Here is a 24,780-nt window from a genome sequence, read left to right on the forward strand (position 1 = left end):
GTCAGTCCGGCGGCAGTAATGAGGATTTAACGAAAGATTCAACCAAATTGCCGGCAGGATGCGTGCAGGCAGCGGCAGCTGCTGCAGTCTGTCGGAAATCACGCGGGGTGCGATTCGCCCCTGGTCGAAGTGGCCCTTCGGCTTCGGATCGTGCCTGGACAACATTGAGAGCGGCAGTCCTGCAGATCGGCAGAAAATCCGGTTGCAGGTCCGTTTCGGCAAATTGATCGACAAGGCCGCGCAAAAAGCTGTGGCCGCAAAGCGATCTCTCGGGAGGAGCGTCATGAGGGAAGAATCAATGAGCAACCGGCGTCTTGCACGCAACGCCATGGCTTTCGTTTTGGCCGGTGGCCGCGGCAGCCGCCTCAAGGAACTCACCGATCGGCGCGCCAAGCCGGCCGTCTATTTCGGTGGCAAGAGCCGCATCATCGACTTCGCGCTGTCGAACGCCCTGAACTCGGGCATCCGGCGCATTTCGGTGGCGACGCAGTACAAGGCGCACAGTCTGATCCGTCACCTGCAGAACGGCTGGAACTTCTTCCGTCCCGAACGCAACGAAAGCTTCGACATCCTGCCGGCGTCGCAGCGTGTGTCCGAGGACAAGTGGTATCTCGGCACGGCCGATGCGGTGACCCAGAACATCGACATCATCGAAGCGCACAACATCGAATACATCATCATCCTCGCGGGCGATCACGTCTACAAGCAGGACTACGAGATCATGCTCATGCAGCATGTGGACTCGGGTGCCGACGTGACGGTGGGCTGCATCGAGGTGCCGCGCATGGAAGCCACGGGCTTCGGCGTGATGAAGATCGACGAAAGCCAGCGCATCATCGACTTCATCGAGAAGCCGGAAGATCCGCCGGCGATGCCGGGCAAGCCGGATGTGGCGCTCGCCTCCATGGGCATCTATGTGTTCAAGACGTCCTTCCTGATCGACATCCTGCGCAAGGATCAGGACGACCCCAACTCCAGCCATGACTTCGGCAAGGATCTCATCCCGGATCTGGTGAAGAATGGCAAGGCGATCGCCCACAAGTTCTCCGACAGCTGCGTGCGGTCCTCCACCGAGTTCGAGCCCTACTGGCGTGACGTGGGGACGATCGACGCCTTCTGGGAAGCCAACATCGACCTGACCGATTTCACCCCGGCGCTTGACCTTTATGATCGCACCTGGCCGATCTGGACCTATGCGGAGATCGTGCCGCCGGCCAAGTTCGTGCACGACGAGGACGGTCGACGCGGCGCGGCAACCAGCTCGATGGTGGCCGGTGCGTGCATCATCTCCGGTGCGCGCATCGACAAGTCGCTGCTGTTCACCGGTGTGCACGCCCATTCCTATGCCGATGTCGAGCATTGCGTGGTGATGCCCTATGTGCAGGTGCATCGCGGCGCACGGCTGAAGCGCTGCGTCATCGATAAGGACGTTATCATTCCGGCCAATCTGGTCGTGGGTGAGGATCCGGTGCTGGATGCCAAGCGATTCCGTCGGTCCGAGAATGGCATTTGCCTGATTACGCAGGACATGATCGACCGACTCGATCTCTGATCGGGAATCAGTCCTTTCCGAGCCATGTTGCCACCGCGCCTTTGTTTTCACCGAGGCGCGGTGGCATGCAAGCTGAGCATGGCCCGCGCGGCGTGGAACGAAATTTGTTGCCAGTGGTGCACAGATTGGCCAGTTTTTTCCTGCCGGGTTCCAAAGTCTTGAATTCACGTGTATTCCAGAGAGCCAGCGGCTGCCGTTGTGCGGGCGCTGGTGCGTGTTGAGGCACAAGCTGCAGGTCGGCTGTGCCGATGCGACGACAGCCAAGGTGTTGCCAAGGTCGGAGACGAGAAATTGCGCATATTGTTCGTAGCCTCCGAATGCTTCCCCCTGATCAAGACGGGTGGCCTTGCCGATGTGGTCGGCGCCCTGCCGTTGGCGCTGGCGCAGCTCGACTGTGACGTCCGCGTGCTGGTGCCGGCCTATCCGGGGCTGCTGGGCAAGCTGCACGGCTTCTCGGAAGTCGCCCACTATGGCGAGCTGTTCGGCGGTCCGGCGCGGTTGATTTCGGGCGACACGGCGGACGGCTTGCATGTGCTGGCGCTGGATGCGCCGCATCTCTACGACCGGCCCGGCAATCCCTATCTCGGTCCTGACGGACGCGATTGGCCCGACAATATCCGTCGTTTCGCGGCTCTGTCTGCGATCGGTGCGTCGATCGGTCGATTCAGCGTCGGCGGCTGGAAGCCCGACATCGTGCACTGTCACGACTGGCAGACCGGTCTCGTGCCCGCCTATCTGATGGCCGGCGAGGCGGATGGTCGGCCGAAGACCGTGTTCACCATTCACAACATCGCCTTTCAGGGCAATTGTGGCCGCACCGACTTCGACACCTTCGGACTGCCCAGCAGCTTCTATACGCCGGCCGGTCTTGAGTTCTACGGCCAGTGCTCCTTCCTGAAGTCGGGTCTGGTGTTCTCGGATCGCCTGACGACGGTGAGCCCGACCTATGCCCGCGAGTTGCGCACGCCGGAGTATGGCATGGGCCTCGAAGGCGTGCTGAACGACCGCTCGCGCTTCCTCTCGGGCATCATCAACGGCATCGACACGACGCAGTGGGACCCTGCCAGCGATCCGCATATTGCGGCGAGCTTCAGCGCCAAGAAGCCGCTCGGCAAGGCGCGCTGCAAGCTGGATCTGCAGGAGAAGATGGGACTGGCCACCGATCCGGACGCGCTGGTGATCACGGTGATCAGCCGTCTGACCGGGCAGAAGGGGCTGGATCTCCTGATCGCCCACATCCCCGACATCATCCGCCGGGGCGGGCAGATCGCGGTGCTGGGCTCGGGCGAGCCGGGACTCGAACGCGCCTTCAACGAGGCGGCTGCGGCCCATCCGGGTTCGGTGGCGGTGAAGATCGGCTATGATGAAGCGCTAAGCCATGTGCTGCAGGCCGGTGCGGACGCCATCCTTGTGCCGTCGCGCTTCGAGCCTTGCGGTCTGACCCAACTCTATGCGCTGCGTTACGGCACGCTGCCGGTGGTGGCGCGGACGGGTGGTCTCGCCGATACGGTGATCGACGCCAATGACGCCTCGATCCGTTCCGGCACGGCGACTGGTCTGCAGTTCGCGCCGGTGACGGTGAGCGGCCTCGGCTTTGCTATCGAGCGTCTGTTCGAACTGTTTGCCGACAAGAAGAACTGGAAGAAGATCCAGGCGCGGGCCATGACGCATCCGGTGGGCTGGGAAGACTCGGCTGCCGACTATGTGGCGCTCTACACGGACTTGCTCGTGTAATTTTTGAGGCGCGGACATGAACCTAGCCATCCGGTCCGGTCGACCCTTTCCGTTGGGAGCGCACTATGATGGCGATGGCGTCAACTTTGCCATTTTCTCGGCCAATGCGACACGGATCGAGCTTTGCCTTTTCGCGCCCCTGACGGGGCACGAATATGCCCGTCTCACGCTGCCGGAATGCACTGACGAGATTTTCCACGGCTATGTGTCGGGCCTCGGGCCGGGCACCACATACGGCTTCCGGGTGCATGGGCCCTATGACCCCGAGCGGGGGCATCGGTTCAACCCGCACAAGCTGGTGATCGATCCTTATGCCAAGCTGCTGACGGGGCGTCTCAGGACGTCCGACATGATGGCGGGCTTCCAAACCTTCACCCAGGACGACACCACTTTCGATTTGCGCGACAGCGCGCCGGTAGTGCCGAAGGCGATTGTGGTTGATCCGGCCCTCGATCCCTTTGGGCATCCGCGGCCGGACCACAAGTGGTCGGATACGATCATCTATGAAGGGCATCTGCGCGGCATGACCATGCAGATGGATGGCGTGCCGAAGGAGATTGCCGGCACCTATGACGGCTTCGCGTCGCCCGTGATGATCGAGCGTCTGGTCAAGCTCGGGATCACCGCCGTCGAGTTCCTGCCGGTGCAGGCCTATATCGACGAGGGGTTCCTGATCCGCAAGAGCCTCAGCAACTACTGGGGTTACTCGCCGCTTTGCTATTTTGCGCCGGAGCCGCGCTTTGATCATGGTCCGCGCGGGGCGGGGATGATCCACCGCTTCCGCAACATGGTCGACCGGCTGCACGAGGCGGGCATCGAGGTGATCCTCGACGTGGTCTACAACCACACCGGCGAGGTGGATCAGTTCGGCCCGACGGTATCCTTCCGCGGTATCGACAACGCGTCCTATTACCGGCTCAACCCGGATCGGCCGCGCTGGTACATCAACGATACCGGCACCGGCAACACGGTGAATGCCGGCCATCCGCGCGTCGCGCAGATGATCCTCGACAGCCTGCGCTATTGGGTCACCGTGATGGGCGTCGATGGCTTCCGCTTCGACCTTGCCACCACCATCGCCCGTGAGCCCTCCGGTTTCGATCCAGAGGGGCGGCTGCTGACGGCGATGCGGCAAGACCCCGTACTGTCACGTGTCAAGCTGATCGCCGAGCCTTGGGATATTGGTCCCGGAGGTTATCAGGTGGGGCATTTCCCGCCCGGCTTTGCCGAGTGGAACGATCGCTATCGCGACACGGTGCGCCGCTACTGGCGTGGCGACGAGGGCATGGCGCCGGAACTGGCGTCGCGCCTGCTCGGCTCTGCGGACATGTTCGACCGGCGCAACCGGCGGCCGTTTGCCTCGATCAACTTCGTGACGGCTCATGACGGCTTCACGCTGCATGATCTCGTGTCCTATGCCAGCAAGCATAACGAGGCCAATCTCGAGGATAATCGGGACGGCCATTCCGACAACAAGTCGGCCAATTATGGCATCGAGGGACCGACCGAGGCGCCGGCGATCGTGGCGGTGCGCAAGCGGCAGATGCGCAATCTGATGGCGACGCTGCTGCTGTCGCAGGGCACGCCCATGGTGCTGGCGGGCGACGATGCGGGCAACACGCAGTTCGGCAACAACAACGCCTATTGCCAGGACAATCCCAACGGCTGGGTGCGCTGGGTCAACCCCAAGGATCCCGAGTTCTTCGCCTTCGTCGCCCGGGTGATCAAGATCCGCAAGGACTACCCGATCTTCCGCCAGTCGCGCTTTCTGCATTCCAAGGCGCGCCCGGACGACGGGCTGCTGGATGTGGAATGGGTGAGCAAGAGCGGCCGGCCGATGCAATCGGCGGAATGGAACAATCTGCAGTTCAAGTGCTTTGGCGTGGTGTTGCGCGGTTCGTGGCTGCCGCATCTGGAAGACGATGGGCAGGCGGTGCTTCTGGTGATGAACCCGCACCGGACCCTGCGCCGCTTCGTGCTGCCGAAGGGCAAGGACGGGCACGGCTGGAAGCCGATTCTGACGACGCAGACGCCCACTGGCGAACCACTGCAGGCGCCGGTGCGCGCCGTCGGGTTCATTCAGGATGTGGCCGAACGCACGTTACTGGCTTTCGCCGAGGTGCCTTTGGCTTGATGCCAAGCCGGGCGCCTGAGGTGCGGCCCTGATGATTTCGGATGTCACGGTTGCGTGCTATCCGTTTGCAAGAAGAATGGTTCTGAAGGGGATTGTCCCCGGGGAGAAGCAGATGAGCGTCAAGACGGTTGCCACCAAGCCGATCGAAGGGCAGAAGCCCGGCACGTCCGGCCTGCGCAAGAAGACCAAGGTTTTCATGCAGCCGGGCTATCTTGAAAACTACGTGCAGGCCATCATCGAGGGCGTCGGCGGTTTTGCCGGCAAGACGGTGGTGATTGGTGGCGACGGGCGCTTCTTCAACGACACCGCCATTCAGGTGATCATCAAGATGGCTGCCGCCAATGGTGCGGCACATCTGGTGATCGGCCAGAATGGCCTGTTCTCGACGCCGGCGGCGTCCAATGTGATCCGCAAGCGCGGCGCCTTCGGCGGCATCATCCTGTCGGCCAGCCACAATCCCGGCGGTGAGGATGGCGACTTCGGCATCAAGTTCAACGGCTCCAACGGCGGGCCGGCGCCGGAGAATGTCACCGACCTGATCTTCGCGGCGACCAAGTCGATCAGCGCCTACAAGATCGTCGAGGCGCCGGACGTGGATCTGGGCAAGCTTGGCACGTCCAAGGTGGGCGAGACGGTGATCGAGATCGTCGACCCGGTGGTCGACTATGTCGCACTCATGGAAACGCTGTTCGATTTCGACAAGATCGCCGCCATGTTCAAGGCGGGCTTCACGCTGCGTTTCGACGCCATGCATGCGGCCACCGGCCCCTATGCCAAGGCGATTCTCGAGGGACGGCTCGGCGCCAAGCCGGGCTCGGTGGTCAACGCGGTACCGCTGCCGGACTTTGGCGGCGGCCATCCGGACCCGAACCCGATCTATGCCAAGGAACTCTATGACTATATGGCGAGCCCGAATGGTCCTGACTTCGGGGCTGCCTCGGACGGTGACGGCGACCGCAACATCGTCATCGGTCGGGGCGCGGTGGTGACGCCGTCGGACAGTCTGGCGCTGCTGGCGGCCAACGCGCATCTCGCCAAGGGCTATTCCAAGGGGCTGGCGGGCGTGGCTCGGTCCATGCCGACCTCGGGCGCCGTCGATCGTGTGGCCGCCAAGAAGGGCCTTGCCTGCTACGAGACGCCCACCGGCTGGAAGTTCTTCGGCAATCTGCTCGATGACGGCAAGGTGACGCTGTGCGGCGAGGAAAGTGCCGGCACTGGCTCGGACCATGTTCGCGAGAAGGACGGCCTCTGGGCGGTGCTGCTGTGGCTGAACATCCTGGCGGTGCGCGGCGAGAGCCTGAAGGCGATCCAGGACTCGCACTGGGCAGAGTATGGCCGCATGTTCTACACCCGCCACGACTACGAGGCGGTGGAGACGGCGGCGGCCGAAGGGCTGGTCAATCGCCTGCGCGACATGCTGCCGACGCTGCCGGGCACCAAGGTTGGCGACCTCGTGGTCGAGAGCGCCGACGACTTTGCCTACAACGATCCGGTGGACGGTTCGGTGACCAAGAAGCAGGGCCTCCGCATCCTGTTCAAGGGCGGCGAGCGCGTGGTGTTCCGCCTGTCGGGCACCGGCACCGAGGGGGCGACGCTGCGCGTCTATCTGGAAAGCTTCGAGGCCGATCCGGCCAAGCATGGTCTCGACGCGCAGGTGGCGCTGGCGAAGGTGATCACCGCTGCCGATACGCTGGCCGAGATCAAGGCCCGCACGGGCCGCACCGCGCCGGACGTGATTACCTGAGCCGGTCGGAGGCGTCTGGCGAAGAACGTCCTGATGCTGCAAGCGTGACGGGGTGGCCAAATTGTCGCCCCGTCATTGGATTCTTTTTTGGCAACACGCCTAAATCTTGAATGGTCAAGCCTGTTGCAGCGCAGTAAAAGACCTGCGAACCGCACCAGCGCGGAGGAAGGCGTGCCGCTGCTTATCGTTGATACCATCGCAGACCTGCGCGAAACGCTGGCACCCCATCGGCGTGCCGGTCGTCGGATCGGCTTTGTGCCGACCATGGGCTATCTGCACAAGGGGCACACCACACTGGTGGATCGGGCGCGCGAGCATGCCGATGTCGTGGTCGCCTCGATCTTCGTCAATCCGCTGCAATTTGCGCCGACCGAGGATTTCGCCCGTTACCCGCGCGATCTGCCGGCCGACAGCCGATTGCTGGAAGAGCATGGCTGCGACATTCTGTTTGCGCCCTCGGTCGAAGAAATGTATCCGCGCCCGATCGCCACGCATGTGGAGGTTGGGGGGCTTTCCACGATCCTTGAAGGCGAGCGCCGGCCGGGGCATTTCCGTGGCGTGGCAACGGTGGTCGCCAAGCTCTTCGGCATCGTGCAGCCGGACGTGGCCTGTTTCGGCGAGAAGGACTACCAGCAACTGGCGGTGATCCGGCGCATGGTCGCAGATCTGTCGCTGCCGGTGGAAATCCTTGGGGTTCCGACGGTCCGCGAGGCGGATGGCGTCGCCTGTTCTTCGCGCAATGTCTACCTCTCGGCTGACGAGAGGGCGCTGGCGCCCGTGCTGAACCGGTCGTTGGCGGAGGCCGAGGCTGCCATTCGCGACGGCATCCTAGATCCCGAGGCCATCGAGGCACTGATCCGGCGGGTGCTGGCAACGGTGCCGGTTGCCGAGCCGGACCTGGTGGCCGTCTGCCGCGCCGACGACCTCGGTCCGATTGATCCCAAGGCCCCGCCGGGTGCCATTGCCATGATGCTGGCCGTCCGCATCGGCCGCACGCGCCTGCTCGACCAGCGCGTGGTTTCCCTTTCCGCATGACCCAACAAGGACATAAGCCATGAGCGCACCGATCCGGTCCAAGCGTCGCACCATCGCCGACATCAAGGCGCTGAAGGGCGTCCGTCCGATCGTCAGCCTGACGGCCTATACGGCGCCGATGGCGCAGTTCCTGGACCCGCATGTGGACTTCCTGCTGGTGGGCGATTCGCTGGGCATGGTGCTATATGGCTTCGAGACGACGCTGCCGGTGACGCTGGACCTGATGATCGCCCATGGCGCGGCGGTAGTGCGCGGCTCCAAGGCAGCGCTGGTTGTCGTCGACATGCCCTTCGGCTCCTACCAGGAGAGCCGCGAGCAGGCCTTCCGCTCGGCGGCCCGGATCATTGCCGAGACGGGCGCTCAGGCGGTGAAGCTTGAGGGTGGGGAAGAGATGGCCGACACCATCCGCTTCATGACCGAGCGCGGCGTGCCGGTGCTGGGGCATGTGGGGCTCACACCTCAGCTGGTCAATGTGTTCGGCGGCTACAAGACGCAGGGGCGCAATCAGGCGCAGGTGGCCAAGATCATGGCTGATGCGGCTGCGGTTGCCGATGCCGGCGCCTTTGGCTTCGTGCTTGAAGGCACGCTGGAGCCGGTGGCGCGCGACATCGCCGCCCGGGCGCCAGTGCCGGTGATCGGCATCGGCGCTTCGCCGCAATGCGACGGGCAGGTGCTGGTGACCGAGGACATGCTGGGCATGTTCAACGAGTTCCAGCCGCGGCATGTGAAGCGCTATGCGGAGCTGGGCGTGGAAATCGGCAAGGCGGCTGCTGCCTATGCCGACGAAGTGAAGGCCCGGACCTTCCCGGCGATCGAGCATACCTTCCAGCCGAAGGCCTGATCGCGAGTTTGATTGCGAGATGAGGACCAAGCCCTTCGCCGGCTGCATCAGGCAGCTGTCGCCTTAGGCAAAAACGCGTATAATGTCCCCCTGTCTCTGTGGAAGGGACCGGGGAGGACGAGCATGTACATCGGCGGCATCGGGATCGGAAGCGCGGTCGCGATCTATTTCATCATGTGGTGGCTGAGCCTGTTCATGGTGCTGCCCTGGGGCGTGCGCTCGCAGCATGAGGCCGGCGAGATCACGGCCGGCTCCGAGCCGGGTGCCCCGGCCGTTTCGCATATCGGCAAGAAGCTGGCCGCCACCACAGTGCTTTCGGCGCTGTTTTTCGGCGTGTTCGTCTGGGTGATGAACTCGGGCCTGACGCTCGACATGCTGCCGGGGCCGCAGGTGCATCACGTTCAATGATCAGTCGGTTGCGGCGACACCCACTGGTGCCGCCGCCGTTTGCCTGTCAGCCGGCAACCGCATTCAGGCGGTCAAACCCGGCCGCGAGATCGGCGATCAGATCGTCCACGTCCTCAAGGCCGATGTGCAGGCGGATGAGCTGGCCCGGTTCGTCCCACTTGGTGGCCGTGCGCGACTTGCGCGGATCGGCGACGATGGCAAGGCTCTCGAAGCCACCCCAGCTGTAGCCGAGGCCGAACCAGGACAGGCCATCGAGCATGGCCTTGACCGCGTCGAGCGACGGGGTGCGGGTGACGAAGGACAAGAGGCCCGAGGCGCCCTTGAAGTCACGCTTCCAGAGCGCATGATCTGGATGCGAGGGCAGGGCCGGGTAGAGCACCTTGGCGACTTCCGGTCGCCCCTCGAGCCATGTGGCGACCTTCAACGCGCTTTCGAAATGGCGGGCAAGGCGGACGCCCATGGTGCGCAGGCCGCGTGTGGCCAGATAGACGTCATCAGGGCCGACGCAGAGGCCCATGGACCCATGATAGGTATGCAGCTTTCTCCAGGCGCGCGCATTGGCGGCGACGGTGCCAATCATCACGTCGGAATGGCCGACGACATATTTGGTCGAGGCCATGAAGGCGATGTCGACCCCATGGTCGAGCGGGCGGAAATAGACGGGCGTTGCCCAGGTGTTGTCCATGATCACATAGGCGTCGTGCCGGTGGGCAACTTCGGAGATGGCGCCGATGTCCTGGATTTCGAAGGTGAGCGAGCCGGGCGACTCCGTCAGCACAGCCTTTGTGTTTGGCTTGAAATGGGCTTCGATGCCGGCGCCGATGTGCGGATCGTAGAAGCTCGTCTCAATGCCGAAGCGGTTGAGCACCGTGGTGGCGGCATAGCGGCCCGGATCGTAGGCGCTATCGGACATCAGAAGATGATCGCCGGCGTCGAGGACCGACAGCAGGGCGGTGGTGACCGCACTGAGACCCGAGGGGCACAGAACCGTGCCAGCCGCCCCGTCGAGCGCGCTGAGGGCATCGGCGAGCGTGTCGGTGGTGGGGCTGCCGCGGCGGCCATACTGATATTTCTGGCGCCCGGACATCATTGTCTCGACATCGGGGAAGGTCACGGTGGAGCCGTGGTAGACCGGCGTATTGACGAAGCCGTGGAACTCGCGTGGCGCGCGTCCGGCGTGGGACAGTTTGGTGAAAGTACCCGCGGAAGAAAGATTGTGCTTGTCGTCTGACATTGAAACTCGGCTCTTGAATCTGCCGCCGGGCCGAAGGAAGGCATCGGTGGTCACAGGCTCGGATCGGCGCGGGAGGCGCTTGGTGCCAATTGATGGCCAAACCATAGCGGTTTCAAGTCCGCCAGACAGTTTTTCGCACAAGGAGGTGTGATGCTGGGGGCTCGCGAGGTAAAGCGCTGAAATTGTTGCATGATGCACATGCAGTAATGTGCATACAAATGGCGCCCAATAAAATCCTGGAGTTGATTGTATAGTATTGTCTCGCCAGGGCTGGCGCTCGGCAATAGTAGGTTACATGAAAATACTCATCTGCCGAATATCTTGAGTTTTCAGGATAATGTCTGCAAATTTGGCTGCGTGATGAAAAAATCATCGGAAATTTGCCGATATAATGGGCGGTCTATTTTATGGTCATTTTTTGCGCTGCGGCGATTGACCCTCGGTGCAATTTGTAATCTATTGTTATCGATCGTCGCCTTTCGGGGCGGCGGCTGCTTGGGGATGGTCTGTGGTTGGGGAGTCAACGGATTTTCTGATCATTTCAATCTAATTTTGGAATGGACCGTCTCAAATCAGCATTGGTCGTCACTGAACGGCCATAATATCAGTCGCGGCGCGAGTTGACGTTCAAGCAAGAAAGCAAACAGCTCGCGGGAACGATTTTGTAGCGGATCGAATGCAGGGGAGCACTCCGAATATGTACGGCAAGTCTTTGAAAACCATCCTCCTTGGTGCGGCTTTTGTGGGCGCTGGCTCGCTCGCAGCTTCGGCTGGTACGCTTGACGACGTCAAGGCGAAGGGTTTCGTTCAGTGCGGCGTCAACAACGCGCTGGCTGGCTTCTCCGCACCCGACGACCAGGGCAACTGGAAGGGTCTCGACGTTGACTATTGCCGCGCCGTTGCCGCTGCCGTCTTCGGCGACCCGACCAAGGTGAAGTTCACCCCGCTCTCCGCCAAGGAGCGTTTCACGGCCCTGCAGTCGAAGGAAATCGACATGCTGGCCCGCAACTCCACCGCCACCATGAGCCGGGACACCTCGCTCGGCATCACCTTCACCGGCGTGAACTATTACGACGGTCAGGGCTTCATGGTGAAGAAGTCGCTCGGCGTGTCTTCGGCCAAGGAACTCAATGGCGCCTCGGTCTGCGTGCAGTCCGGTACCACCACCGAGCTCAATCTGGCTGACTACTTCAAGGCCAACAACATGACCTTCAACGCGGTCGTGTTCGAGAAGCAGGAAGAAGTCGATGCCGCCTATGACGGTGGCCGTTGCGACGTCTACACCACGGACGCCTCGGGCCTCTATTCGATCCGTCTGAAGATGACCAGCCCGGACGACAACGTCGTTCTGCCGGAAATCATCTCCAAGGAGCCGCTCGGGCCGGCCGTTCGTCAGGGCGACGACCAGTGGGAGTCGATCGTTCGCTGGACGCATTATGCGCTGCTGACCGCCGAAGAGTTCGGCGTGACCCAGGCCAATGTCGAGGAAATGAAGACCTCGACCAATCCGGACGTGCAGCGCCTGCTCGGCGTTGGCGAAGGCGTCGACTTCGGTACGCCCATCGGGCTGACCAAGGACTGGGCCGTGAACGTCATCAAGGGCGTCGGCAACTACGGCGAAGTGTTCGAGCGCAACGTGGGCCAGGGCTCGCCGCTCAAGATCGCCCGCGGTCTGAACGCGCTGTGGTCGAAGGGTGGCCTGCAGTACGCCCCGCCGATCCGCTGATTTGATTGTCGGGGTGTCCGAGTGATCGGACACCCCGGTTTCTTATCAGGGGTCCTCAGCCCAGCGAGGGGTTTCTGTTCCTAGGCCATTGCTTGGCTCCGGGGCAAGACCCAAGGCGCGGTCGGGTTTTGTGCGTTCTCCTGCCGGCGTTGTCGATGGACGGCTTGTCTGGTTGGACATGTGCCAGTTCAAAGAGTTAGTGCCGTTTGTTCAGGCGTTGTCCGAACAGCGGCAGCGTTTTGGTGCCTGGGGAGCGTGCACGTCGATCGTCGTCTGTTTTGGCCCATCCGCCGCACTGTCGGCGGTGCCTTGCGAGGCCTTGGATGACGTCCCAATCTTCAAAGTCTTCCGACTCCCGCCCGACGTTGCTCCGGGCCGTCCTCTATGATCCCGATGTGCGAGGTATTGCCTTCCAGGCCCTCGTTCTTCTGGCTCTGGTGGTGTTCTTTGTCTGGCTTTCGTTCAACACGGCCAACAATCTCCGCGCCGCGAACATTCCCTTCGGGTTTGATTTTCTCTGGGCGCGTGCCGGTTTCGACATCTCGCAGAAGCCGATCGACTATACGCTGGACTCCACGCATTCGATGGTGTTCTGGGTCGGCCTGATCAACACGCTGATCGTTGCCGCGCTCGGCATCTTCTTCGCCACCATCATCGGCTTCGTGGTCGGCATTGCGCGCCTGTCCAAGAACTGGTTGCTGGCCAAGGTCGCCACCATCTATGTGGAAACGCTGCGCAACATCCCGCTGCTGCTGCAGTTGCTGTTCTGGTACAAGGCCGTGCTGTCGGTCTTGCCGGGACCGCGCCAGGGCTATGTGCTGCCGTTCGCGAGCAATCTCTCCAATCGTGGCCTGACCATGCCGCGTCCCGTCACGGGCGACGGCTTTCAGTGGGTGTTCTGGGCGTTTTTGCTGGCGCTCCTGGTGGTCATCTACGTTTCGCGCTGGGCCAAGGCGCGCCAGATGGCAACCGGCCAGCCGTTCCCGACTTTCTGGGCCGGGCTTGGCATTCTCGTCCTGCTGCCGGGCATCGTCTACGTGGTGCTTGGTGAGCCGTTGACCTTCGAGATGCCCGAACTCAAGGGCTTCAACTTCCAGGGCGGCATGGTCGTCAAGCCGGAACTGATCGCGCTGACGGTGGGCATCTCGCTCTATACCGCGTCCTTCATCGCTGAGACCGTGCGAGCCGGCATTCTCGCCATCAGCCATGGCCAGACCGAGGCGGCCAACGCCCTTGGCCTGCGGAGCGGCCTGACGATGCGGCTCGTGGTCGTGCCGCAGGCGATGCGCGTGATCATTCCGCCGCTGACCTCGCAATATCTCAATCTGACCAAGAACTCGTCGCTGGCGGTCGCCATCGGCTATCCGGATCTGGTGGCGGTGTTTGCGGGCTCGACGCTGAACATCACCGGTCATGCCATCGAGGTGATTGCCATCACCATGGCGGTTTACCTGACAATCAGCCTGCTGACGGCTGCGGCAATGAACTGGTTCAATGCCCGCGTGGCATTGGTTGAACGGTGAGGGAAGCGAAGATGACGGACATTTCCTCGCAAACGTCGTTTGTTGCCAAGGAGTTCAAGACTCCGTTGCCGCCGCCGGCGTCCACGACTGGGCTGTTGGGCTGGGCGAGGGCGAACCTGTTCTCGTCGGTGTTCAATGCCGTCGTGACGATGCTGCTGCTGCTCTTGATTGTCTGGGTGCTGCCGCCGTTCATTCGCTGGGCCTTCATCGACGCCGTCTGGACAGGTGACAATCGTGACGCCTGTCTGCCGAAGGACGGGCAGGTGGTCGGGGCCTGCTGGGCCTTCGTGCGTGCCAAGTTCGGGCAGTTCATGCTGGGGTCCTATCCCTATGATCTGCGTTGGCGGCCGGAACTGGTCGTCGGCATCTTCGCGCTTGGCCTTGCCGGTCTGGCCTATGAGAAGACGCCCGGGCGTGGACGCTTGGCGCTTTTCATGACCACGGCCTTTCCGCTGCTTGCCTTCTGGCTGCTCTACGGCGGGCTTGGCCTCGAGGTGGTGGAAACGGCCAACTGGGGCGGTCTTCTTGTGACGCTGGTGGTCGCGGTGACGGGTATCGTCGCCTCGCTGCCGCTCGGCATCCTGCTGGCGCTCGGTCGCCGGTCCAAGCTGCCGTTCATCAAGATCGTGTCGGTGGTCTTCATCGAGCTCTGGCGCGGCGTGCCGCTGATCACCGTGCTGTTCATGGCCTCGGTGATGTTGCCGCTGTTCCTGCCCGAAGGCGTGAACTTCGACAAGCTGCTGCGTGCGCTCATCGGCGTGGCCCTGTTCACTGCTGCCTACATGGCGGAAACGGTGCGCGGCGGTCTGCAGGCGATCCCCAAGGGGCAGTATGAGGGCGCGGCGTCGCTCGGTCTCGGCTATTGGCAGTCCATGCGGCTGATCATCCTGCCGCAGGCGCTGAAGATCGTCATCCCCGGCATCGTCAACAGCTTCATCTCGCTGTTCAAGGACACCTCGCTGGTGATGATCATCGGCCTGTTCGACCTGTTGGGCTCGGTGCAGAGAAACTTCGCCGACGCCAACTGGTCGACACCGTCGATTGCGCCGACCGGTTTTGTCTTCGCAGCGGCGATCTTCTGGGTATTTTGTTTCTCGATGTCCCGCTATTCTCAATATATGGAACGCAAGCTCAACAAGAGTCACCGGCGTTGATCGCCCGGCATCAGACCAGATAAAAAGCAGGCTTTCGCCGCAGGGGTAGTGTTTATGTCCAACATCGCATCCAATGTTGCCGAGGCACCGGAAATCGCCGTGCAGATGATCGGCGTCAACAAGTGGTACGGCGAATTTCACGTGCTGCGCGACGTCAATCTGACGGTGAAGCGCGGCGAGCGCATCGTCATCTGCGGTCCTTCGGGTTCCGGCAAGTCGACGACCATTCGCTGCATCAATCGCCTGGAAGAGCACCAGAAAGGCCAGATCATCGTTGACGGCATCGAACTGACCAACGACCTCAAGCGCATCGATGAAGTGCGCCGCGAGGTCGGCATGGTGTTCCAGCACTTCAACCTGTTCCCGCATCTGACCATCCTGGAGAACTGCACGCTGGCTCCGATCTGGGTGCGCAAGATGCCCAAGAAGGACGCTGAAGAGGTGGCCATGCACTTCCTCAAGCGCGTGAAGATCCCCGAGCAGGCGCACAAGTATCCGGGCCAGCTCTCGGGTGGCCAGCAGCAACGCGTGGCGATCGCCCGCTCGCTGTGCATGAAGCCGAAGATCATGCTGTTCGACGAGCCGACCTCGGCGCTCGATCCGGAAATGGTCAAGGAAGTTCTCGACACCATGGTTGGTCTTGCCGAAGAAGGCATGACCATGCTCTGCGTGACCCATGAGATGGGCTTTGCCCGTCAGGTCGCCAACCGGGTGATCTTCATGGATCAGGGGCAGATCGTCGAGCAGAACGAACCGAACGAGTTCTTCTCGAACCCGCAGCACGAGCGTACCAAGTTGTTCCTCGGTCAGATCCTGCATTGATCGCAGGCCCGAGTTTGCGCAGATTGGCACCCGGTCCTCGGCAAGAGGGCCGGGTGTTTTGTTTTGGAATGGATGCGATGACCACCAGCCTGTTTGATCGCCTTGTGGCGGCCAATGCTTCCGACTGGGAGCGCTACACCACCCATGCCTTCGTGCAGAGCATGGCCGACGGGACGCTGCCGGTTGCGGCCTTCCGGCACTATCTGGTGCAAGACTATCTGTTCCTGATCCAGTTTGCGCGTGCCTATGCGCTGGCCGTGTTCAAGGGACGGACCCTTGCCGAGATGCGGGCGGCGCAGAAAGGCTTGTCCGCGATTCTCGACATGGAGATGGACCTGCACCTCGTCTACTGCGGCGAGTGGGGGCTGGAGGCTGCCGATGTGGAAGCGGCAGAGGAAGACATGCCGACGACGGCCTATACGCGCTTTGTCATCGATGCGGGGTTGGCGGGGGATATCCTGGACCTGCATGTGGCCCTGGCGCCCTGCGTGATCGGCTATGCCGTAATCGGCAAACGGCTGGCGACCATCCCCGGCGCGCTGGCGCCCGGCAATCCCTACGCGCGCTGGATCTCGGAATATTCGAGCGCGGCCTATCAGGAGTTGGCAGTGTCGGCGATCCGGCATCTGGATGAACTGGCCGGTTCGGAGGTTGGGGCAGGGCGGTTCGACAGGCTGGCCCGGCTGTTCGGGCAGGCGACACGTCTTGAGGCGGCCTTCTGGCAGATGGGGCTGGACAAGTTGTGAGTGTTCGCTGTATGTTCCTGTTTAAAAAGCGTGGGACAGCTGGGGAGTGGCCGATATGGCGGATGCCGAGTTCGTTGAATTTCTGCGGGATCTGACCCGTCCGCTCGGTGGCATCACGTTCCGCAAGATGTTCGGTGGGGTTGCCATCTATCAGGATGGGATGATCTTCGCCGCCCAGTTCGATGAAGGCCTGCATTTGAAGGCAGACGAGCAGACCAAAGGTCGATTCGAGGCGGAGGGGCTCGGCCCCTTCACCTATGCTGGCAGCGGCGGTCGCACGGTGCAGATGCCCTATTGGAAGATGCCGGACCGTCTGTTCGATGAACCCGATGAGTTCGTCGACTGGTGCCGCGATGCCATCGGTGCCGCGCGTCGGGCGGAGGCGGCAAAGTCAGCCAAGCCCAAGCGGGTTCGCAAGGCCAAGGTGACCGAGGCGGAGTGATGGAGGCGGGTTGAGGGCGGTTTCCGCTCGGTTACAATTGAGTACACTTTGACACGGTTGCGCGGGGACTTGTGTGGCCGAAGAGCTTAGAAGTGAGGCGAACGCAAAGAGCTGCGACGCCGGGACGGGCTGGCAGGCGGCGTTTTCATAGGGCCTCAGACCATGTCTGCCAAAGACTTCATGCTTCGCTATGCGACCCCGCTTACAACGGGTCTGTTCATCGTTTCGCTGGTTTCCGGCGTTGCGCTGTTCCTGCATGTGGGCACGCAATATTTCCGCGAAATGCACGAACTCCTTTCGATGGTACTGATCGTGCCCTTCGTTCTGCACATGTGGCGGAACTGGGGGCCGCTCAAGAACTATTTCAAGCGGGTGCCCATGTATGCCGGCCTTGCGGTCTGCCTGATCATGGCTGCGCCTTTTGCCATCGAGGGGGCCAGCAGTACCGGCACCGATCCGCGCATGGCGGCCTTCGGCGCGCTGCAGGATGCAGAGGTGTCCACCCTCGCTCTGGTCGCAAAAACCGACGAGGCGACGATCATCAAGCGGCTCGAAGCGGCCGGTGTGTCCGGCGCCACGGGTGCCGATACGCTCACCGGTCTTGCGGCCAAGGCCGGGGCGAATGCCTTCGAGCTCGTGGGCGCCGTCTTCACTGCGGGCTCACCCAGCGAATAATTTCGCGGAAAACAACAAGCAGGGGGAGGGATCGACACGATTCTTCCCCTTTTTGCTTTGTGCCCGCCCGGAAGTTTGATATGGAAGCGCCGCTTCGAGCATCGGAGATGCATTCCGGTCGGGTTCGGGTCGCGGGCGTGGTGGAATTGGTAGACACGCTGGATTTAGGTTCCAGTGGCGCAAGTCGTGGGGGTTCAAGTCCCTCCGCCCGCACCAAGACCCTGTTACCGGAACCGTCGGGATGCCGCTTTCCTGGCTGCGCGGATTACCTGCGCGCGGGAGGGTGAAGAAGACGAAATCAGATTGCTCCATGGGATGCCTGCGGATGAAAACGCACCGGGCATATCGTGGGGCTTTCGCGAATTAGAGATGAAAGAACACATCCATGCAGGTGACTGAAACCTCGACCGAAGGCCTGAAGCGCGAACTGAAGATCGTCGTCACGGCGTCCGAACTCGCCGAGCGGCTCGACAGCTATCTCGATGACCTCAAGGGCCGCGCCCAGATCAAGGGCTTCCGTCCCGGCAAGGTTCCCAAGGCCCACCTCAAGAAGCTCTATGGCAAGTCTGCCATGGCCGAGATCGTCAACACCGTGATCGGCGAGACGTCTGCCAAGGCCATCGAAGAGCGCGCCGAGAAGGCCGCGATGCAGCCGCAGATCGATCTGTCGGACGACGATGCCGAGAAGATCCTGACCGGTGCCGCCGACCTTGGCTATTCGCTCAAGTATGAGGTGATCCCGAGCTTTGATCTGGCCGACGTGGCTGGCATTGAAATCGAGCGTCCGGTCGTCGACGTGTCCGACGAAGACATCGAAGAGCGCCTGAAGATCATCGCCGAGGGCGCCCGCAGCTATGCGACGCGCGAAGACGGTGCGGTTTCGGTCGACGGCGATCGCCTGACCATTTCGTACCTCGGCAAGCTCGACGGCGAGCCCTTCGAGGGCGGCGCTGACGACAAGGCCTTCATCTTCCTTGGCCAGAAGCGCTTCATCCCCGGCTTCGAAGAGCAGCTGGTCGGTGTGAAGGCCGGCGACAAGAAGGTCATCGAAGTGACCTTCCCGGCCGAGTATCAGGCTGCCCACCTCGCCGGCAAGCCGGCCACCTTCGACATCGAAGTGTTCGAAGTTGCCGCCCCCGCCGAGCTGAAGCTCGACGACGACTGGGCCAAGACGCTCGGCATGGACGATCTTGAAGGCCTCAAGGGCGTGGTCAAGAGCCAGATCGAGTCGCAGAACGGTGGCCAGACCCGTCAGAAGGTCAAGCGCCAGCTGCTCGACGCCCTCGACAAGCAGTATACCTTCGAGCTGCCGCCGACCCTGGTCGGCCAGGAGTTTGACGGCATCTGGAAGCAGGTGACCGACGAGCTGCAGCGCAACGGCAAGACCTTCGAGGACGAAGAGACCACCGAAGAGAAGGCCCGCGCCGAGTACACCAAGATCGCCGAGCGCCGCGTGCGTCTGGGCCTGGTGCTCTCCAAGTTCGGCGAAGTGAACGAGATCAAGGTGAACGAGCAGGAACTGCAGCGCGCCCTGATCGAACGTGCTCGCCAGTTCCCCGGCCAGGAACGTGCCGTGTTCGACTATTACCGCAAGGACGCCAACGCGCTCGCTTCGCTGCAGGCGCCGGTGTTCGAGGAGAAGGTCGTCGACTTCCTGCTCGAAAAGGTCAAGGTCACCGACAAGGTGGTCTCCAAGGACGAGCTGTTCAAGGACGACGAAGAGACCGTCTGATTCGGCTCTTCTTCTCATTGCAGATTGCGTGAAGCGGTCGGGGTTCACCCCCGGCCGCTTTGCCGTTTGTGTCGGTCTTGCGACACAAACGGCAGGCATGGCTCTTGCAATGTCCTCATCGGCTCCCTAGTTGCCAAAGGAATTTCGGACACCGGCCGCCCCGATGACGTGCATTTTGCCGTATACCATGCACGGAAAATTCAGAGCCTATGGTGTAGCCAAGCTGTAGCTTGGGATGTAACGATCAGGGCATGAACTGATTTGCGGGCGTGCCAACGCCATGTCGGTCCATCCGGCAGAGAGAATGAAGGCCGAGGAAGCGTATGAAGGATCCAGTCGATTTCACCATGAGCACGTTGGTCCCGATGGTCGTCGAGCAGACGAACCGCGGCGAGCGCGCCTATGATATTTTCTCGCGCCTGCTCAAGGAGCGGATCATCTTCATCACCGGCGGCATCGACGACGGCGTCGCCGCGCTGGTGTGCGCGCAGCTGCTCTTCCTCGAATCGGAGAATCCCAACAAGGAGATCTCCCTCTACATCAACTCGCCTGGCGGTTATGTGACAGCGGGTCTGGCCATCTACGACACGATGCAGTTCATTCGCCCGAAGGTGGCGACGCTGTGCATCGGTCAGGCGGCGTCCATGGGCTCGCTGCTGCTGGCAGCCGGTGAGAAGGGCATGCGCTTCACGCTGCCGAACTCCCGTATCATGGTGCACCAGCCGTCGGGCGGTTTCCGCGGACAGGCGGCCGACATCATGCTGCACGCTCAGGAAATCCTGAAGCTGAAGCGCCGCCTCAACGAGATCTACGTGAAGCACACGGGTCGTGATCTGGCTTCCGTCGAAGAGGCTCTGGAGCGCGACAACTTCATGGACGCCGAGCAGGCCAAGGCCTTCGGTCTCGTCGACGACGTGATTGCCCAGCGCGTGGCGCCGGACGCTGCGTGACGGGAAGAATTGAGCCGGCGAGCCGATTATGCCTCGCCGGTCAATGGAAGACTGGCGTTAAGCATATCTTGATTCCTCTGAGTGCAGCATGGCTGCACAGTCTTTCACCAGCGGGTGAAACAGATAAAAGAGGTTGAGAGGCGGTGTGCTGCCGCGAACCGGGCGAGAGGCCGGGGAGGGGTGGCAGGCCCGGATGGCGAGAAGCTGTCCGACAACCGAGCGGGATTGATTGGATGACCAAGGTCAGCGGTGAGTCGAAGAACACCCTCTACTGTTCGTTCTGCGGCAAGAGCCAGCATGAGGTTCGCAAACTTATCGCGGGCCCAACGGTGTTCATCTGCGACGAATGCGTCGAGCTTTGCATGGACATCATCCGCGAGGAGTCGAAGTCCAGTCTGGTGAAGTCGCGAGACGGCGTTCCCACGCCGGGCGAAATCCGCAAGGTGCTCGACGACTATGTCATTGGCCAGGAGAAGGCCAAGAAGGTGCTGTCTGTGGCGGTGCATAACCACTACAAGCGCCTCAACCACGCCACCAAGAACAACGACGTCGAGTTGGCAAAGTCCAACATCATGCTGATCGGGCCGACCGGCTCGGGCAAGACGCTGCTGGCCCAGACGCTGGCGCGCATCATCGACGTGCCCTTCACCATGTCGGACGCCACCACGCTGACCGAAGCCGGTTACGTGGGCGAGGACGTGGAGAACATTATCCTGAAGCTGCTTCAGGCTGCCGACTACAATGTGGAACGCGCCCAGCGCGGCATCGTCTACATCGACGAAGTCGACAAGATCTCGCGCAAGTCCGACAATCCGTCGATCACGCGCGACGTGTCGGGTGAAGGCGTGCAGCAGGCGCTTCTGAAGATCATGGAAGGCACCGTTGCCTCCGTGCCGCCGCAGGGCGGGCGCAAGCATCCGCAGCAGGAGTTCCTTCAGGTCGACACGACCAACATCCTGTTCATCTGCGGCGGTGCCTTCGCAGGCCTCGAGAAGATCATCTCTGCCCGTGGCAAGTCGACCTCGATCGGCTTCCAGGCGCAGGTGTCGGCCCCCGAGGATCGCCGTACCGGCGAGCTCTTCTCGCATGTCGAGCCGGAAGACCTCCTGAAGTTCGGTCTCATCCCCGAGTTCGTCGGTCGTCTGCCGGTTCTGGCGACGCTTGAGGACCTGGACGAAGCCGCGCTGGTGGTCATCCTCACCGAGCCCAAGAACGCGCTGGTCAAGCAGTATCAGCGTCTGTTCGAGATGGAAGACGTCAAGCTGACCTTCACCGAAGACGCACTCAGCGCCATCGCTCGCCGCGCCATCGAGCGCAAGACGGGTGCCCGTGGCCTGCGTTCGATCATGGAAGCGATCCTGCTCGAGACCATGTACGAGCTGCCGAGCCTCGAAGGCGTCAGCGAAGTGGCGATCTCCGGCGACGTGGTGGGCGGCAAGGCCAAGCCGATTTACGTCTACGGCGAACGCCTGAGCGAAACCGGCACCGACGCCTGATTGTTGCAATGGAAACGCACTGCGACCTCCCGCGTCTGCAGTCTGCCTTGATCTGGTAGAAGAACCGGATCAAAGTGAAAGAACTGTCGGGTCCGATCCCCGTTCCGGATTTCGTGTTCGGACCCGACCTTGAAACCGAGCCTGCTGCGGTCCATGTATCCGCTTACGCGGCAGTGACGGAAACGGGAAAGGCACCCGAACTCGCGCTCATCATGAGGCGGGTCTGGTGGCCAGATCAAAGCGGACCGGAGCCATCCGGATAAAGCTTGCCCCGTCGACCGTCGATGACCGCCGTCCCGAACCGGGGCGGTTGGCTACACCGTTGCCGCGCAACGGACGTCGACATCCTGTCCTCCGGGACGTCGATGGGCCGCAAGAAAGGAAATGATGATGGCTTCCACTTCCGCTGCCGGACCGGCCAAGGATGTATTCCCCGTCTTGCCCTTGCGAGACATCGTTGTCTTCCCGCACATGATCGTCCCGCTCTTCGTTGGCCGCGAGAAATCCATCCGCGCCCTCGAGGAAGTGATGAATGCCGACAAGCAGATCCTCCTGGCGACGCAGAAGAACGCCAGCGACGATGATCCGGCCGCAGACGGCATCTACATGGTCGGGACGCTGGCCACCGTGCTGCAGCTCCTGAAGCTGCCAGACGGCACCGTGAAGGTGCTTGTCGAGGGCAGCCGGCGCGCCGAGGTCCAGGCCTACATCGATCGTACCGACTATTTCGAAGCCGAAGTCGAGCCGATGGAAGAGGCCGAGAGCGACCAGGTCGAGGTCGAGGCTCTGGCCCGCTCGGTGGTGTCCGAGTTCGACAATTACGTCAAGCTGAACAAGAAGGTCTCGCCTGAGGTGCTCGGCACCATCAAGGAGATCGAGGACTATTCGAAGCTCGCCGATACCATCGCCTCGCATCTGGCGGTCAAGATTTCCGAAAAGCAGGAAATCCTGGCGCTGAAGTCGGTGCTGGAGCGGCTCGAGCGCGTCCTCGGACTGATGGAGAGTGAAATCTCCGTCCTGCAGGTGGAAAAGCGCATCCGCAGTCGCGTCAAGCGGCAGATGGAGAAGACGCAGCGCGAGTATTACCTCAACGAGCAGATGAAGGCGATCCAGAAGGAACTCGGCGACGGCGAAGACGGCCGCGACGAGCTCGCCGAAATCGAAGAGCGCATCAAGAAGACCAAGCTGTCCAAGGAAGCGCGCGAGAAGGCCAATGCCGAGCTGAAGAAGCTGCGGCAGATGTCGCCCATGTCGGCGGAAGCTACCGTGGTGCGCAACTATCTCGACTGGATCCTGGGTATCCCCTGGAAGCAGCGTTCCAAGGTGAAGAATGATCTGGCCTTTGCCGAACAGGTGCTGGGCGATGATCACTTTGGCCTCGAGAAGGTCAAGGAACGCATCATCGAGTATCTGGCGGTACAGAGCCGCGCCAACAAGCTGAAGGGACCGATCATCTGCCTCGTCGGCCCTCCGGGCGTGGGCAAGACCTCGCTGGCCAAGTCGATCGCCAAGGCGACCGGGCGTGAGTATGTGCGCATGTCCCTGGGTGGCGTGCGGGACGAGGCCGAAATCCGCGGTCACCGCCGCACCTATATCGGCTCGATGCCCGGCAAGGTCATCCAGTCGATGAAGAAGGCCAAGAAGTCGAACCCGCTGTTCCTGCTCGACGAGATCGACAAGATGGGCATGGACTTCCGTGGCGATCCGTCTTCGGCGCTGCTGGAGGTGCTGGACCCGGAGCAGAACTCGACGTTCATGGATCACTATCTGGAGGTCGAGTATGACCTGTCGGACGTGATGTTCGTGACGACGGCCAATACGCTGAACATTCCCGGTCCGCTGATGGACCGCATGGAGATCATTCGCATCGCCGGCTACACCGAGGATGAGAAGGTCGAGATCGCCAAGCGTCATCTGCTGCCCAAGGCCATCGCGGATCACGGTCTGCGTGCCGGCGAGTATGAGATCGATGATGAAGCGATCCGCTTCGTCATCCGCACCTATACCCGCGAGGCCGGTGTGCGTAACCTCGACCGCGAGATGATGTCGCTCGCCCGCAAGGCGGTTACCGAGCTGCAGAAGTCCAAGGGCGAGATCAAGTCGATCAGCGTCACGCCGGAGAAGGTTGAGCAGTATCTCGGCGTGCCGCGCTACCGCCACGGTGAGGCGGATGGCGAGGATCAGGTCGGTGTCGTCACCGGTCTGGCCTGGACCGAGGTTGGTGGCGAGCTGTTGACCATCGAAGCGGTGAAGCTGCCCGGCAAGGGCCGCATGACCGTGACGGGCAACCTCAAGGAAGTGATGAAGGAGTCCATCTCCGCGGCGGCATCCTATGTCCGGTCGCGCGCCGTGGACTTCGGCATCGAGCCGCCGCTGTTCGATCGTCGCGACATTCACGTGCACGTGCCGGAAGGCGCGACGCCGAAGGACGGTCCGTCGGCTGGTATCGCCATGGTGACGTCGATCGTGTCGGTGATGACCGGTATTCAGGTGCGTCACGACGTGGCGATGACGGGCGAGATCACGCTGCGTGGCCGGGTGCTGCCGATCGGTGGTCTCAAGGAGAAGCTGCTGGCTGCCCTGCGTGGCGGCATCAAGGTGGTGATGATTCCTGAAGAGAATGCGAAGGACCTGGCGGACATTCCGGAGAATGTGAAAACCGGTCTCGACATCATCCCGGTCGGTCGCATGGACGAGGTGCTGAAGGTCGCATTGACCAAGCCTCTGACGCCGATCGAATGGGACGAATCGAAAGTGGACGTGGCGCCGGCCACCAATGATGCCGATGCATCGGCAATCACGGCGCACTGAAACTTCGCATTGAGGTGCATG

19 protein-coding genes and 1 tRNA gene are annotated in these 24,780 nt (G+C 62.0%); 19 read left to right on the top strand and 1 reads right to left on the bottom strand.

All coding sequences use genetic code 11. The features are described from left to right. Positions 1-298 precede the first annotated feature (298 nt). The 7 genes from glgC to L2I41_RS01390 all read left to right on the top strand — a co-directional run bounded on the left by glgC (position 299) and on the right by L2I41_RS01390 (position 9,448). On the top strand, positions 299-1,552 hold the full coding sequence (gene glgC / locus L2I41_RS01360; protein ID WP_237151700.1) for a glucose-1-phosphate adenylyltransferase: 1,254 nt from the start codon (positions 299-301) through the stop codon (positions 1,550-1,552). 291 nt (positions 1,553-1,843) lie between these two features. Further along, positions 1,844-3,286 carry a glycogen synthase GlgA gene (gene glgA, locus L2I41_RS01365; RefSeq protein WP_237151701.1) on the top strand — a complete coding sequence of 481 codons (1,443 nt, stop codon included), beginning with the start codon at positions 1,844-1,846 and terminating at the stop codon, positions 3,284-3,286. Positions 3,287-3,302: 16 nt separating this feature from the next. Further along, a complete protein-coding gene (gene glgX / locus L2I41_RS01370; protein ID WP_237151702.1) occupies positions 3,303-5,420 on the top strand; it encodes a glycogen debranching protein GlgX in 2,118 nt (705 codons plus the stop codon). A gap of 112 nt (positions 5,421-5,532) precedes the next feature. Continuing rightward, complete coding sequence (locus L2I41_RS01375; RefSeq protein WP_237151703.1) at positions 5,533-7,164, top strand: alpha-D-glucose phosphate-specific phosphoglucomutase; 1,632 nt, start codon at positions 5,533-5,535, stop codon at positions 7,162-7,164. Positions 7,165-7,341: 177 nt separating this feature from the next. Further along, positions 7,342-8,199, top strand: a complete 858-nt coding sequence (gene panC / locus L2I41_RS01380) for a pantoate--beta-alanine ligase (protein WP_237151910.1) — start codon at positions 7,342-7,344, stop codon at positions 8,197-8,199. A 19-nt stretch (positions 8,200-8,218) separates the two neighbouring features. Next, complete coding sequence (panB, locus tag L2I41_RS01385) at positions 8,219-9,040, top strand: 3-methyl-2-oxobutanoate hydroxymethyltransferase (RefSeq protein WP_237151704.1); 822 nt, start codon at positions 8,219-8,221, stop codon at positions 9,038-9,040. Positions 9,041-9,163: 123 nt separating this feature from the next. Then, positions 9,164-9,448 carry a DUF1467 family protein gene (locus L2I41_RS01390; RefSeq protein WP_237151705.1) on the top strand — a complete coding sequence of 95 codons (285 nt, stop codon included), beginning with the start codon at positions 9,164-9,166 and terminating at the stop codon, positions 9,446-9,448. A gap of 46 nt (positions 9,449-9,494) precedes the next feature. On the opposite strand, the gene metC is transcribed toward L2I41_RS01390, so the two are convergent. Then, positions 9,495-10,682: a cystathionine beta-lyase gene (metC, locus tag L2I41_RS01395; protein WP_237151706.1), complete on the bottom strand. Its 1,188-nt coding sequence runs from the start codon at positions 10,680-10,682 to the stop codon at positions 9,495-9,497. Between the two features lie 697 nt (positions 10,683-11,379). Here metC and L2I41_RS01400 point away from each other — a divergent pair. The 12 genes from L2I41_RS01400 to lon all read left to right on the top strand — a co-directional run bounded on the left by L2I41_RS01400 (position 11,380) and on the right by lon (position 24,759). Next, positions 11,380-12,408 (top strand): amino acid ABC transporter substrate-binding protein, encoded by a 1,029-nt coding sequence (locus L2I41_RS01400; RefSeq protein WP_237151707.1) that lies wholly within the window; start codon positions 11,380-11,382, stop codon positions 12,406-12,408. A 323-nt stretch (positions 12,409-12,731) separates the two neighbouring features. After that, positions 12,732-13,931 carry an amino acid ABC transporter permease gene (locus L2I41_RS01405; protein ID WP_237151708.1) on the top strand — a complete coding sequence of 400 codons (1,200 nt, stop codon included), beginning with the start codon at positions 12,732-12,734 and terminating at the stop codon, positions 13,929-13,931. Positions 13,932-13,942: 11 nt separating this feature from the next. Beyond that, entirely contained in the window at positions 13,943-15,085 is a 1,143-nt protein-coding gene (locus L2I41_RS01410; RefSeq protein WP_237151709.1) for an amino acid ABC transporter permease, read from the top strand. A 54-nt stretch (positions 15,086-15,139) separates the two neighbouring features. Then, positions 15,140-15,907: an amino acid ABC transporter ATP-binding protein gene (locus L2I41_RS01415; protein ID WP_237151710.1), complete on the top strand. Its 768-nt coding sequence runs from the start codon at positions 15,140-15,142 to the stop codon at positions 15,905-15,907. A gap of 77 nt (positions 15,908-15,984) precedes the next feature. Beyond that, complete coding sequence (gene tenA, locus L2I41_RS01420) at positions 15,985-16,653, top strand: thiaminase II (RefSeq protein ID WP_237151711.1); 669 nt, start codon at positions 15,985-15,987, stop codon at positions 16,651-16,653. Between the two features lie 55 nt (positions 16,654-16,708). Next, positions 16,709-17,095: a TfoX/Sxy family protein gene (locus tag L2I41_RS01425; RefSeq protein WP_237151712.1), complete on the top strand. Its 387-nt coding sequence runs from the start codon at positions 16,709-16,711 to the stop codon at positions 17,093-17,095. Positions 17,096-17,257: 162 nt separating this feature from the next. Beyond that, complete coding sequence (locus tag L2I41_RS01430) at positions 17,258-17,770, top strand: DUF4405 domain-containing protein (protein WP_237151713.1); 513 nt, start codon at positions 17,258-17,260, stop codon at positions 17,768-17,770. Between the two features lie 131 nt (positions 17,771-17,901). Beyond that, positions 17,902-17,986: transfer RNA gene (locus tag L2I41_RS01435), tRNA-Leu, on the top strand. Positions 17,987-18,155: 169 nt separating this feature from the next. Next, positions 18,156-19,502 (top strand): trigger factor, encoded by a 1,347-nt coding sequence (gene tig / locus L2I41_RS01440; RefSeq protein WP_237151714.1) that lies wholly within the window; start codon positions 18,156-18,158, stop codon positions 19,500-19,502. Positions 19,503-19,825: 323 nt separating this feature from the next. Next, positions 19,826-20,452 (top strand): ATP-dependent Clp protease proteolytic subunit, encoded by a 627-nt coding sequence (locus L2I41_RS01445; protein ID WP_237151715.1) that lies wholly within the window; start codon positions 19,826-19,828, stop codon positions 20,450-20,452. Between the two features lie 233 nt (positions 20,453-20,685). Then, on the top strand, positions 20,686-21,948 hold the full coding sequence (clpX, locus tag L2I41_RS01450; RefSeq protein ID WP_237151716.1) for an ATP-dependent Clp protease ATP-binding subunit ClpX: 1,263 nt from the start codon (positions 20,686-20,688) through the stop codon (positions 21,946-21,948). A 390-nt stretch (positions 21,949-22,338) separates the two neighbouring features. Beyond that, positions 22,339-24,759, top strand: a complete 2,421-nt coding sequence (gene lon / locus L2I41_RS01455) for an endopeptidase La (RefSeq protein ID WP_237151717.1) — start codon at positions 22,339-22,341, stop codon at positions 24,757-24,759. The last annotated feature ends 21 nt before the right edge of the window (positions 24,760-24,780 follow it).

Origin of the sequence: Oryzibacter oryziterrae (assembly GCF_021864535.1) — a bacterium.
Lineage (GTDB): Bacteria > Pseudomonadota > Alphaproteobacteria > Rhizobiales > Pleomorphomonadaceae > Pleomorphomonas > Pleomorphomonas oryziterrae.